Here is a 12,696-nt window from a genome sequence, read left to right as displayed (position 1 = left end):
CAGCAACTGCTGGCCTTTTTGTTCAAGAATGGTCGCTTGTTTAATCTGCGATTTCCAACGCTTCCTGAATCGGATTGCTGGTTTTTGCCACATCACCGAAACCGCGCAAGCCCACCACGTGTACATGCTCTTTGTCGTTAAAGATCTTACGTACAAGTTTGTAGGTGGTGCCCTGTTCTGGGCTAATGTTTTCCGGTGCAGCAATCAGAAGCTGCATATCCAGACGATGACATAGCTCGAACAGGGTCGAGATTGACTTCGCATCCAGACGCGCAGCCTCATCAAGGAACAGCAGACGACATGGAATCACGTCTTTGCCACGCAGACGTCGGGATTCTTCTTCCCAGCTCTGCACGACCATCAACAGGATGGCCTGACCGGTACCAATTGCTTCACCCGTCGACAACGCGCCAGACTCAGCTTGTAGCCAACCGTCAGTACCACGGTTAACTTCAATACCCAGTTCCAGATAGTTACGGTAATCCAGCAACTCTTCACCCAGAACTTGTGGAGAACGCTGACCCAAGTCGATATGCGGGTTCAAACGCTGGAACAGTTTTGCCATCGCTTCGGAGAAGGTGAGACGATTGTTACCAAACAAGTCCTGATGCTGCTCGGCGTTTTCAGCCAAACCAGCCAGCAGTTGCGCGTGGGTGTCACGAATCGACACATTCAGGCGCACACCTTTCACCTGACCAAAGGCGATGTTAGACAAGCCTTGGTTCAACAAACGAATGCGGTTCTGTTCGCGCTGAATAGTCTTCCGGATAATGTTCGCCACAGACTCTGAACTGATCGCCAGACGTTTCTCGCGCTGAGTCAGTTCTTCCGTCAGACGAGCCAGTTCCACTTCCATTTCTTCAATCGCTTCGACTGGGTCATCAGTACGAATGATGTCATGACGGATACGCTCGCGCAGGTGTTGGTAAACCGCCACGTAGAACAGAACTTTGCGTTCAGGACGTGCCATGTCTTCAGACGCACGCAGTGCATCGCGCAGCGTTTCGTTGTCGGCTACTGCCAGACGCAACGCACCCAAGGATTTATCCGACAATGAACGCAGTTCATCAGCAGACATGTAAGCCATTTCGCGGCGGTTCAGTTGCTTCTCTACGTTGCTTGTACGTGCAATCTTCAACACGTCCATCCAGCCCGCTTTCGCATTGACGACGAAAGTGCGCAGTTCGGTGTATTCTTTGCCGGCTTTCTTCAGTGTTTTCACCAAAGACTTCATCTCCAGCTCAATCGACGTCAGGCCTTTTTCCAGCTCGCTCTTGCGACTGCGAGATTGAGAGAGCTGCGCATTCAGCTCATCACGACGAATACGAGCACGCTCTTCTGCTTCTACATCGGCGCGAACACCCAGCTCAACCAATTCACGTTTGAACTCAGCCACCGTTTCTTGTTTCGCTTGGTGCGAGCTCTTCAGAGACGCCAGAAGCTGGTTGTATTGATTGACTTGATCGCGGACCTGCTTCACATGTTCACGTGAACGGGTACGGGCGCGCTCTGCATCAACCAGTTTGGCTTTCAGCTGTTCATTCAGTTCGCTGCTCTTATTGAGAAGCTCAACCGCATCGGCGTAACCAAAGTGGTGACGACGCTCGACCAGATCAGACAGTGCGAAAAGCGTTTTCTTCAGCGATTGCAACGCTTCGTCCGCTTGCTGATAAGCAGCGTTCAATGCATCAAACTGTTCTGGGTCGGCGTCCAGCGTTGAAACCAAACTCTCCAGCTCAGCCAGCGCTTTACCGTGTTCACGGGTAAAATGACGAGCTTCGTCTGCTTGTGACAGACGGCTTTCCACTTCTTCCAGGCGCGCTTCCAGTGTTCCATCTTCAAGTGCGTTAACTACATGCTGAAGTTTGTTCAGAAGTGCAATCGCTTCTTTTGAGCCCGTTAGTTGGCTACGAACCTGCTGCTCGCTCTCGCGAAGTTGACCCAGTTGACGCTGAACACTGCCACGTTTTTCGCGCAGGTCTTTCAGTGCCGCTTCTGGATCTTCGTTGAATGCTACGTTCATGTGGTTCGACACAAACTGGTTGAAGCTTTGGGTCAAACGTTGAAGCTTCTGCGCATCAAAAGAGGCTTTAGCGTAGTTTTCTACCAGCTCTTCACGCTTTTCACGTAATATTTCTAAACGGTGCTCACGCGCCGCGCGGCCAAATAGCGGGATTTTCGGGAAGCGAGAATAACGAAGCTGACGGTCATTCAGGTGAACACAAACCGCATCTTCCAGCTCTTCAACATCGAATACACTGTCGTCAAAACCGTCTGCATCACCTTCGATGATGTAGAGATCTTCCGGACAATCATCCAGATCCAGCAGCTTCTCTTTAATGCCTTTCAGATCAGGCACCACAATCGCGTGACGTGCGGGACCATAAAGCGCTGAGAAATACGGTGCATCATCAATGGTGATGTCATCGTAGATTTCAGAAAGCAGCGTGCCTCCCAGTGTGTCAGCCAGAGATTGCAGACGTGCATCATCGCTGCCGCCCGGCTGCGCCAGACGTTCGATTTCTGCTTCCAGCGCTTGTTTCTCAGCCTGCAATTTATCGCGTGTCGAGATAGTTTCACGCTCATCCGCCATCACGCGCTGCATGGTATCCAGCACCGCCTGATTGTCATATAGTTCGGCGTCAGTCTGCTCTGCTAATTTCTCCAGCGCTTCTTGCGCGGCAATCCAGGCTGGCGCAACTTTTTCGAACGCAACCGCTTTAGCATTGATTTCGTTTTCGCTGCGCTGCAGTTCACGGACTTTCTCCGCTTGCTCGCCGACCGCTTCTTCTGCGGTTTCTAGACGCTCTTGCTGACGCGCCATTTCCAGCTCAACCGCTTCTTCAGAAGCGACTGTTTCGTTGAACTGACGCTGGTACTGCTCAGTCAGGGTTCTCGCCTGCTGGAAACTGCGCATCTGACGCTCAAGGTCACGATGCTGTGAAGCTAGCTGTTCAGCATTTGCCGCAAGATTCGCGAACTCGCGGCCTTTTGCGATCACTTCGCGGGCTTTCGCGCCTGCATCAGAACGTTCGACTTCGCCAGCGATGCTGCGCACCAATTGAAGGCCACGCTCGAACTGCTTAGCTGCGGCAGAAGACAGATCCAGCTTGTGTTTTAGGCTTAAAAGCTCAGCCGTTTGCACTTCTTCCTGTGCTTTCAGTGAACCTAGGTATTCGGTCGCGTTTTCTTGAGAAAGAGCATCATTACCGGTCAGGTCACGGGCTTTCTCCAACGCTTTCACGGCTTGTTGATATTGCAGCGCGCGGGTTTGCTGCATATCCAGCGCCTGCTGGTAATCCGCAAGCTGGGTTTTCAGGCTATCCACTTCTTCTTCAGAAAGGTGCGCCTGTTCTTCCGCCATCGCGAGCTGTTCAGTGGCTTCTTCCACCACCATCATCTGCTCTTCGAGGCGGATTGCCAGCTCTTCCAGATCTTCTTGGTAACGCTCGACTTTCTCTTGCTGACGCACAGCGGTCTGAACCAATTGGAGATGGTCAGACGCGGCTTGATAATCTTGCTCTAAGTGAGTCTGGCTGTCAGTCAGCGCATCCAATTCATCCGTCATGCGGCCAAACGTGGATTGGAAATCATCCAACTGGCGACGAGAACCCAACAGTTCGCCGCGGCGCTGCAGTGCCAGTTCAAGCTTCTTGCGACGCTCGTTGGCATGACGCATGTAGTCAGACGCCACATAGTTGGTTGATTCAGTGATCAGGTGCTTGAACAGGTCACGGTCACGCTGGGTCAGCTTGATGGCTTCCAGCGTCATACGGTTTTCACGGAGCGCTACTTCCATGTCCTGGAAGGCTTTCTTCACACCGCCGTTTTGTGGCAACAGGTAATCACGCAGGGATTTGGTAATCGCGCTCGAAATACCGCCGTAAAGCGATGCTTCAATCAGGCGGTAGAACTTAGAACGATCGCTGCTATTACGCAGCTTCTTCGGCAAGGCACCGAATTCGAACATCTGCGCGTGATAGTCAGTCACGGAGTTGAACGCTTTGTAATGCGCCGTATCGTAATCTGCCAGCGCGTCTTTCACTTCGTTCAATTGACGAACGCGAACCTGATTCGCAGACACGTTTTCGATCAGGATGTCAGTGGGTTTTACGCCAGATGGCAAACCCTGAACGATGAAAGGCTTGATATCAACTTTCTTATCGCGACCCGCCACTTGTTGCAGACGAACACCGAATAGAATACGTTGGTTGCGCGAGTTCACTACATCCAGCGCGGCATAACATGCGCCCGGCTTCAATTTACCGTGCAGGCCTTTATCGCGTGACGCGTTAGAACTGCCCGCTTCTGTGGTGTTACGGAAATGCAGCAGGCTTTGGTCAGGGATCATCGCGGTGATGAACGCTGCCATGGTGGTGGATTTACCCGCACCGTTACCGCCAGAAAGCGTCGTGACCAGGTTGTCGATGTCAAAAGTACGGGCAAAGAAACCGTTCCAGTTGACCATAGTCAGCGATTGGAATTTACCGCGTTGGGTCATGCCTGAACCTCCTGATCATCATCTTCACGCTCTTCGTCGTGTTCTTCATCTTTCAGCAGGCTTGACTGAGCATGCTCTTGGGTGTGGATGACGGCTTCACCATCACGGATCAGACGCAGTTGTGCTTCACGGATATCATCTCCCGCACGCACATCTGCACCGAAGCGGAATGTCGCTTCGCTCACACGGAATTTGCCGTTCTCCCCGATTGGTACAATCATGCCCAAGCGGCGAAGACGACGCAGTGAGGTCTTCACTTTGTCGAACAGTTTTTCACGATCCAAGTCAGAGCCAGATGCACGCAATGTCACCAGCTTCATCAGTTTTTTCTCGTCTGCCAGTGTCAGCAGTTCGTCGAACAGTTCCTGAGTGGTGAAAATACCTTCCTGTGCCAGACGCTCTGGGCTCAGATAAAGGAAACAAAGGACCTTACCCACCAGCATGTCGAGTTCGGACAATACTGCGCGTCCGATCAGTGAGGTTGAACGAGGACGCAGATAGAAAAAGCCTTCCGGCGCACGCACCAACTCCGCGTTGTAACGCTGGTAGAAGTGCTGCAACGGGTTTTCGAATTCAATCAGGTATGCATGATTGTCCAGATCTTCGCTGGCAATATGGCGGCCAGCACGCAGCGCACTATCCAAAGCCGGGAATAAAGGATTGGCAATCGCTTTGGCCAATTCTTCCGGCATAAATTCTTCAATATTTATCGATGACATTCGCTTGTACCTTGGCTCCATAATCGTTAATTGCCTGCCAGTCCGGCTGAATCGCACTCAAGTCAGATTGCGAGTAACCAAGGCGAACCGCTTGGTTGATCACAATCCGCGCTAAGTCGAAGTGGCGTGCTTGTGGGTGTTGAGCCAGATAGTTTTTCAGTACCACGCCCAAATCTATGCCCTCGCCCGTCGTACGGTGACGCGACAACATGTCAGAGATTTGGTCGCTCAATTGGTCGTTAACCAGTGTCAGTTCCTCAAACTCGACTTCTGCCGGCATTTCGCCTGTCACTTCGTCATCGCGAAGTACCAGTGCTTCGTCACGCATATCGCGTAGACGCTCTGCATCGGCAAAAGTCAGGAACCATGGGTTATCGAAGTATTCTGTCACCGACTGACGAAGACGCTGGCTGAACGCGCGGTTCTTGTCCATATCGATGGCATTACGAATAAATTTGTGAACGTGGCGGTCGTAACCGATCCACAGGTCAATCGCCTGCTGGCCCCAGTTCACAATGCGGTCCAACTTCATTTGCAGGTTGTAGATCATGGCATCAACGAAATCTAAATCGTCACGGCCTTGTATCTGCTCCTGAATATTCAAAAGCTGGGTTTGTAGCTGATCCCCAGCAGATTGCAGGGTGTCCTGAAGTTCACGCAGGGTACTGGACGTTTCGTTCAGCAGTTGCTCACAGTTGGCAATCGCTGCCTGCCAGTCCTGGTTTAACAGCGCAGCAATGTCTTCTTTCACTTTCTGCTGCTGTTCATCCATGGTGCGCTGGTTCAGATCGATACGATCGAAAATTTCGGCTACTGAATACTTCAGTACGCCATAAACATTCTTACGCCAGAAATCTGCATCACCATCTTCTGCGGCAGCGGTCAGGGCTTTATCAATCTCATCTGCCACCATGGACAGTTGGATAGAAAGCTTGAGAGAGCTGTATTCGCGGTGGCGCGCATAGTAATCGCTGATACCCAGTGCCAGCGGTGTGAGTCGGTATATACTCGCACCGTCCGTCATTTCACTGGTGAAACGGCTTAGCAGGCGGCTGCGTACCAAGTCGTTGATGGCATTGTTCGCACGAAACGCGATGGTTTCGCTAGCTTGATCGAATTGGTCACTGACGATACGGAATGCATCAATCAGCTCCCCTTCCCCTAGCTCCTCCTCATAGCGCTCGCTGCTAAGTACAGCAACGGCAAGGAGAAATGCCAGCCGTTCCGGCGGCAGATTGAGGGAGAAGTCATTCGTTTTCACCCAACCAACCAACTCAGGAACAGTCTGAGAGAATTCGCTCATCCGTTTTCCTTGTTGTATACGTGTAATCTTGTAATCGTTATGGCTCGAGAGGCCTTTGCGCGTACACGTGAATGTAGCGACCTAACGAGATAAAAGGTTCCTGACGGCAGAGCTTTTGCTCCATCGCCACCACCTGTTCAAAGGTGAACTCGCCCGTTCTTGTGTCTTTCATATAGTCATGAAACGTGCGGACACCACTTTTCCCCAAAATATTAAAACCAGCCTCTTCAATCCATGCGTAAACATCTTCCGGCTGAAGACCCTTTTGAGGCTGGAGTTTGAAACGTTTTCTGTGCGGCATGCCCTCTTCTACATGAGTCAAATTGCCGCAAATTAAATTCTTAAACAGCAGTCCATTTTGGTTGTAGAACATGACCGAAGCAACACCGCCCGGCTTAACTTGTGACAGTACGACATCCAGTGCTTCACGTGGATCTGCCAGCCATTCCATCACCGCATGAAAAAGCATCAAATCGAACGGTTTATCAACATGCTGTGCGATTTCCTGCGCAGGCGCGTGGACGAAGCGATATTGCGGCAGAAGGCCAGCTTCTTCGATATCTTTTTCCGCCAGTTCGAGCATCTGTGAAGAAAGATCACACAGGGTGACTTTATGCCCACGATGTGCAATTTGTTGCGATATCTGCGCTAAACCGCCTCCAGCGTCCAAAATGTCTAATGGACTGGATTCACCCAAGCGGCTAAGTATTGATTCGAGATCTTGCCAAACAACGGCTTGGCGGATTTCTCCCTTGCCCGAGCCATAAATGTTTTTAACAAATTTGTGGGCAATGTCGTCGAAATTTCTATCCTCTGTCACAGTGCCTTCGTTATCATTGTCTGCTAAGGGGTTTATTTTCGCATAAGCCTGCCGTTAATAAAGGTCTGATGCACTTTCTGGCCCCTGTTTGACTATATTTCGGGCGACATTTCATGTTTGAACTAAAAAAACTTATATCAACTTTACTGATGCCCTTGCCTGCGCTACTGCTTCTTGGATTCTTCGGTCTCTTTTTGATCTGGTTTACCCAGCGCAAAGGCTTCGGCTCTTTCCTTGTTTTTGTTTCGCTGCTGTTAATGACATTGGTTTCTTTTCAACCGTTCACTTCCTCACTTCTCATGAAGCTGGAACGTCAATATGAGCCCTTCCTGCCAACAGAAGAGCCTGTCGACTATGTGATGGTATTGGGTCACGGACATGTCGTTGATGATGAGATTCCGCCAACGTCAGAATTGTCACGTGTTGCACTGATGCGTCTTGCTGAAGGCATCCGAATTCACTTCATGTATCCGACTTCAAAATTGATCCTTTCTGGCTATGACGGTGGATATGAAGTAAGCCATGCGCGGATGCTGGCAAGGGTTGCGATGGCGCTGGGCGTGAACAAGAACAACATCCTGTTACTTGAAACCGCGAAAGACACCTGGGAAGAAGCTTTCCAAGCGGCTTCTGTTGTTGGTGATAGTAATCTTGTACTGGTGACATCAGCGAACCACATGCCACGTGCCATGTACGAATTCGAAAACGCAGGTTTGAACCCAATTCCAGCACCAACCAACTTCATGGCGCAGAAAGAGATTCACCAGCCATGGATCAAGTACGGTCCTCGTGCGCAGTACCTTGAGCAGTTCGAACGTTACTGGCACGAAAATCTGGGACAACTATGGCAACGCCTACGGGACAAAGTTGCTCAACAGGAAGCGGTGCTTGATGGTGATCCCGTTCCAGTGACTTCACCTGAGAATGAAGTTGAAGCGGAAGCAGTAGGAACAAACTGAGTTCATTCCCTGCAAAATCTAAAAGCGCAAAAAGCTGCCAGTGGCAGCTTTTTTTGTCGTGCTTGGCGATCAACGCCTAGCTGAAGTGTTTTAGCGCAGCCTCCTGAATGATCCTGATGGCTTCCCTAACCACGTCATTATTCTCAAACGCCAACGCATAGAAGAGCACCAAACCTGCTGAGTAACCATTAGTAAGCTGCTCAACATTCAACTCCACGATTTCGCCTCGTTGGACGTATTTTTCCGCATTTGCGCGACTTAGCGCGGTCCATCCACGCGAGCGGAGCAATGACATCAACAGTTCACTGTTAGAGACGGTATGTTGTTGGCTAGCGACATTCATGTAGGCTAAATGTGCGCTTTGGGCACTTTCGTTAACCAACTGCACTTCAGTCGTCAGCGCATTGACATCAACAGATTTCTTTTTCGCTAATGGAGAGTGCTTGCCAGCATAAACGGCAATTCTGTCGGCCCCGAGATTAACCGATCCCACGTCTCTTTGAAGCAGCGCATTACCGATGCTTGGCATGATCGATATATGCCCGCGCCCTTTCTCCAGATCAACAAAACTTTCATCTCGGTGGCGTTGCAACCAGTTAATTTTCAGGTGTGGATATCGCTCTCCTATCGTCTTATCAACATCGGAAAGCATATCGATAGAAGTCAATGCATGATGATGAATGACAAGCTCAGTAAGTTGTACCTGATTTGCGGTAAACGCGGCTTGGTTGAAATCCATTGCTTGCTTGTTAATGTTCCACGCTCTTCTATACAACGCATCAGCCAAAGCGGTGGGTAGTGCGCGTTTTCCTTCTATCGTAAATAAAGGCTCGCCAATCATTTCTTCCATTGCCACAACGCGCTCCCGCACCGTGGTTCTGTCTTTGCCGATTTTCCTTCCGCCAGCACTATAACTGCCCGCCTCGTACACCGATAAAAAGCTCTGAATTTGTTCCAGTGAAATCATCAAGCGCCTTTGGATATACATTTGAACGTCCAAGGCGTTCATTATGCATTTGTATGAAGTATCAGCCAACCATACTATAAACACAACTTCCAAACAGACAGCGTGACAATTGGAGAATAACAATGAGAAAAACACTAACGACCGCAGTTATCGCCATGGGAATGAGTGCAGGTGCTTGGGCTGAAGCAAAAGTGGCTATGGACACGGTACCCGCTTCTGCAGAATCACAAGTTACCCTCTCCAATTGGTCAGCACAGCCATACAATCACTGGAGCTTCAAGAATGCAGGGATCCATCCTAGTTTGATGGTTCCACGCGGCGGCAATATCAGCGAGATTCCGCAAGCACTGAATGATGCCGTCCCGAACTTTGCTTTCGACTTTGACGGTCAGAACTATACCGTCAGGAGTGCCATGATGGGTGATGACACGGACGGCGTGGTCGTTATCAAAGATGGCAAAATCGTTTATGAGGAGTACTTCAACGGTTTTGGCCCCCACGATCATCACATTTGGGCATCGAGCACCAAAACCTTGGTTGGGCAAGTTATGGGACTTTTGATCGAAGAAGGTCTGGTTTCCGATACTGCGAAAGTAGAAACCTATCTACCTGAGCTTAAAGGGACGCACTTCGGTGACCGCACCGTTCGCGACATTTTGAACATGGTCTCTGCGTTGGACTATAACGAAGACTACGTGAACTTTGAGCCTGGCCAAATCAGCACTGAATATTTCCGTCGTCTTGGTTTCGTGCCTGCTTTTGATTTGATGGCCCTTGATCCAACTAAAAGCGATACACCACGAGGCATATTGCAGCTGCTTCCGCAATTTGAACAAACCGAAGCATTTGAGCCCGGATACAAATTTGAATATCACTCACCCAACGTTGACGTAGCAGGTTGGATTATCAGTCGTGTCACCGGAAAACCGCTACATACGGTGATATCTGAAAAAGTTTGGTCAAAACTGGGGGCCGAGCACGATGCCTTCATGGCAGCCGATGTTGGGTTCAACGCGATTGCGACAGGTGGTTTTAATACGACGCTACGTGACTTTGCACGAGTTGGCATTGCAATGGCAGATAACGGTGCCTACAACGGTGAACAAGTCTTCTCTGAAAAATGGGTTAAAGAAAGCTTCATGTTAACTGATGAAGAAAAAGAACACGTCGCGAAGAGTAACTACAAAGACCCAAATAGCCCAGCTTATGACCCTTGGCTGGAAGGTTATAAAAACTACCTTTGGGTGCATGACAGCGAAAAAGGTATTGCGACTTTCCGTGGCGTGTTTGGTCAACACCTCTACATCAACAAAGATAAAGATGTCGTCATCGCTACTTTCTCATCTGCAGAGAGCGCTTCAAACGCGGTGAGATCAACAAACAAACCCCGTCTTGCTGCATTTGACGCCATTGCGGAACAGTTGAAGTAAACATATTGAAAAAGCCCCGAGAAATCGGGGCTTTTCTCATTTAGGCAAGTTGCTTATTCAGCAGCAATCAGTTTTCTGACCACTTCCAAATCTTCCGGGGTATCAACACCCGCTGGCGGCGCTTCAATAGCAACATCCACATGGATTTTCTCTCCATACCAAAGCACACGAAGCTGTTCCAGGCATTCGATATGCTCAATTGGGCTTGGTTCCCAGTTGATGTAGGTATTGATAAAGCCCGCACGGTAACCGTAAATGCCGATATGACGTTTCAGGTTGTGATGAATTTCAGCTGGCGCTTTAGCAAAGTTATCGCGATCCCAAGGAATCGTTGCGCGGCTGAAATACAATGCGTAACCGTCTTTGTCCGTCACCACTTTTACGGCATTCGGGTTGAACACTTCGTCTGCATGATCAATGTTGATGGCCAGTGTCGACATCGGCGCTTCACTGCGTGCTAGGTTTTCTGCCACCTGACGAATCACGCTAGGCGGGATCAGCGGCTCATCACCCTGCACATTGACAATGATTTCATCAGCGGCCAGGTTGTATTTCTCAACCACTTCAGCCAAACGCTCAGTACCTGATTGGTGATCTTCACGAGTCATGCATACTTCACCACCAAAGGCATTTGCTGCATCAACAATGCGTTGATCGTCAGTCGCGATGATGACTTTATCTGCGCCTGATTTCATTGCCTGCTCATAAACCCATTGGATCATCGGCTTGCCACCGATATCAACCAGTGGCTTTGCAGGTAGGCGGCTCGACGCATAACGCGCCGGGATCACCACGGTGAATTTCATTGTTTAACCTCTTCAGAAGACATTTCGCGCGCTTCTGTTGTCAGCATGACTGGAATACCTTCGCGGATTGGATAAGCCAAGCGGTCGAATTTACATACCAACTCGTTATTTTCTTTGTTGTAGTTGAGCTTTCCTTTACATGCAGGGCAAGCAACGATTTCAAGCAGTCGGTGATCCATATCCATCCTTCACTTTCATGATTTTGTTCAAAATGTTGGCCGTATCTGTGTCGCTAAATGCAGCGTCAACAGGCAGATACCACCAATTTTCAATGTCTGGGTATTGGTTGATAAAGGCGCGGCATTTCACTGCGTCTTTTTCCGTCATCAGCAAATTCTGGCCTTTCTTCGCCAATGCGTCCAATTGGGTATATTCAAATGCTTTATGATCAGCAAAAGGCTCGCAGTGCACTGGCTTAACACCAAGAGAGGCCAAAGTATTAAAAAAGCGCTGTGGGTTCCCGATTCCTGCCAAGGCAACAGGGGCGTCGAGTGAATCAGCAGAAGAACGTTCGCCTGTTTTCAGGTTGATGAGCTCAGCAGGTTTCAGCGACATCGCGATTTCATCCGCTTCTTCTTCACCACCGTTGCAGACAACGAAATCGACACTGCCCAAGCGATCGGTCTGCTCACGTAGAGGACCAAATGGCATGTATTGTTGATTGCCGAAACGGCGTTCACCATCAACAATGACAAATTCAATGTCACGCGCCAGTTTGTAGTGTTGAAGACCATCATCAGTGATGACGATATCTACGCCCATTGGCAACAGCGCCTTTACGGCATCACTGCGAACAGGAGAAATAGCAACAGGTACCTTGGTGCGCTGGTAAATCAAAACAGGCTCATCTCCTGCTTTGTCGGTGTTGGTGTTATCGTCAACGACAAACGGATAGCTTTCGGCTTTACCGCCATAACCTCGAGAAACCACACCGGGGTTGAAGCCTTTGGCTTTCAATTGCTCCACCAGCCAAATGACCACGGGGGTTTTGCCATTGCCGCCCACCGTGATGTTACCAACCACAATGACAGGTACGGGCGGTCTATAGGCATTATTAGTGCCGGCTAAAAATGCAGCGCGACGCTTTTTCGCAATTGCGCCAAACAACTTGCTCAGCGGCCACAAAAGTGGCGCGCCAATCCAACCTAGCGGGTGGTTTTCAAACCAGATTTTTTCGACCAAACCCGCCAA

The 12,696-nt window shown here is 49.8% G+C and carries 10 protein-coding genes; 2 read left to right on the top strand and 8 right to left on the bottom strand.

Annotation, left to right across the window (positions count from 1 at the left end; translation table 11 throughout):
* Positions 1-40: 40 nt before the first annotated feature.
* The 4 genes from mukB to cmoM are packed head-to-tail and all read right to left on the bottom strand — an operon-like array spanning position 41 to position 7,343.
* A complete protein-coding gene (gene mukB, locus GCE9029_RS04340) occupies positions 41-4,501 on the bottom strand; it encodes a chromosome partition protein MukB (protein ID WP_062661192.1) in 4,461 nt (1,486 codons plus the stop codon).
* Entirely contained in the window at positions 4,498-5,220 is a 723-nt protein-coding gene (gene mukE / locus GCE9029_RS04335) for a chromosome partition protein MukE (RefSeq protein WP_046305878.1), read from the bottom strand. The genes mukB and mukE overlap by 4 nt, the downstream gene beginning before the upstream one ends.
* Positions 5,201-6,523, bottom strand: coding sequence for a chromosome partition protein MukF (gene mukF, locus GCE9029_RS04330; RefSeq protein WP_062661191.1), 1,323 nt, complete (start codon positions 6,521-6,523; stop codon positions 5,201-5,203). The genes mukE and mukF overlap by 20 nt, the downstream gene beginning before the upstream one ends.
* A 37-nt stretch (positions 6,524-6,560) precedes the next feature.
* Positions 6,561-7,343: a tRNA uridine 5-oxyacetic acid(34) methyltransferase CmoM gene (gene cmoM, locus GCE9029_RS04325; RefSeq protein ID WP_062661190.1), complete on the bottom strand. Its 783-nt coding sequence runs from the start codon at positions 7,341-7,343 to the stop codon at positions 6,561-6,563.
* 113 nt (positions 7,344-7,456) lie between these two features.
* On the opposite strand from cmoM, the gene elyC reads away from it, so the two are divergent.
* Positions 7,457-8,302 carry an envelope biogenesis factor ElyC gene (elyC, locus tag GCE9029_RS04320; RefSeq protein WP_062661189.1) on the top strand — a complete coding sequence of 282 codons (846 nt, stop codon included), beginning with the start codon at positions 7,457-7,459 and terminating at the stop codon, positions 8,300-8,302.
* 76 nt (positions 8,303-8,378) lie between these two features.
* Here elyC and GCE9029_RS04315 read toward each other — a convergent pair whose 3' ends face one another.
* A complete protein-coding gene (locus GCE9029_RS04315) occupies positions 8,379-9,290 on the bottom strand; it encodes a LysR substrate-binding domain-containing protein (protein WP_197475320.1) in 912 nt (303 codons plus the stop codon).
* Between the two features lie 101 nt (positions 9,291-9,391).
* On the opposite strand from GCE9029_RS04315, the gene GCE9029_RS04310 reads away from it, so the two are divergent.
* On the top strand, positions 9,392-10,699 hold the full coding sequence (locus tag GCE9029_RS04310; protein ID WP_062661187.1) for a serine hydrolase domain-containing protein: 1,308 nt from the start codon (positions 9,392-9,394) through the stop codon (positions 10,697-10,699).
* A 53-nt stretch (positions 10,700-10,752) separates the two neighbouring features.
* Here GCE9029_RS04310 and kdsB read toward each other — a convergent pair whose 3' ends face one another.
* The 3 genes from kdsB to lpxK are packed head-to-tail and all read right to left on the bottom strand — an operon-like array spanning position 10,753 to position 12,696.
* Positions 10,753-11,505 carry a 3-deoxy-manno-octulosonate cytidylyltransferase gene (gene kdsB, locus GCE9029_RS04305; RefSeq protein ID WP_062661186.1) on the bottom strand — a complete coding sequence of 251 codons (753 nt, stop codon included), beginning with the start codon at positions 11,503-11,505 and terminating at the stop codon, positions 10,753-10,755.
* Positions 11,502-11,684, bottom strand: a complete 183-nt coding sequence (locus GCE9029_RS04300) for a Trm112 family protein (RefSeq protein ID WP_062661185.1) — start codon at positions 11,682-11,684, stop codon at positions 11,502-11,504. The genes kdsB and GCE9029_RS04300 overlap by 4 nt, the downstream gene beginning before the upstream one ends.
* On the bottom strand, positions 11,665-12,696 hold the full coding sequence (gene lpxK, locus GCE9029_RS04295; protein ID WP_062661184.1) for a tetraacyldisaccharide 4'-kinase: 1,032 nt from the start codon (positions 12,694-12,696) through the stop codon (positions 11,665-11,667). Before lpxK ends, GCE9029_RS04300 begins: the two co-directional genes overlap by 20 nt.

The sequence above is a fragment of the Grimontia celer genome, from assembly GCF_900055185.1.
In the GTDB taxonomy this organism is placed as follows: domain Bacteria; phylum Pseudomonadota; class Gammaproteobacteria; order Enterobacterales; family Vibrionaceae; genus Enterovibrio; species Enterovibrio celer.
The sequence above is the reverse complement of the archived record's forward strand: the minus strand, read 5'-3'. Positions and strand labels throughout refer to the sequence as shown.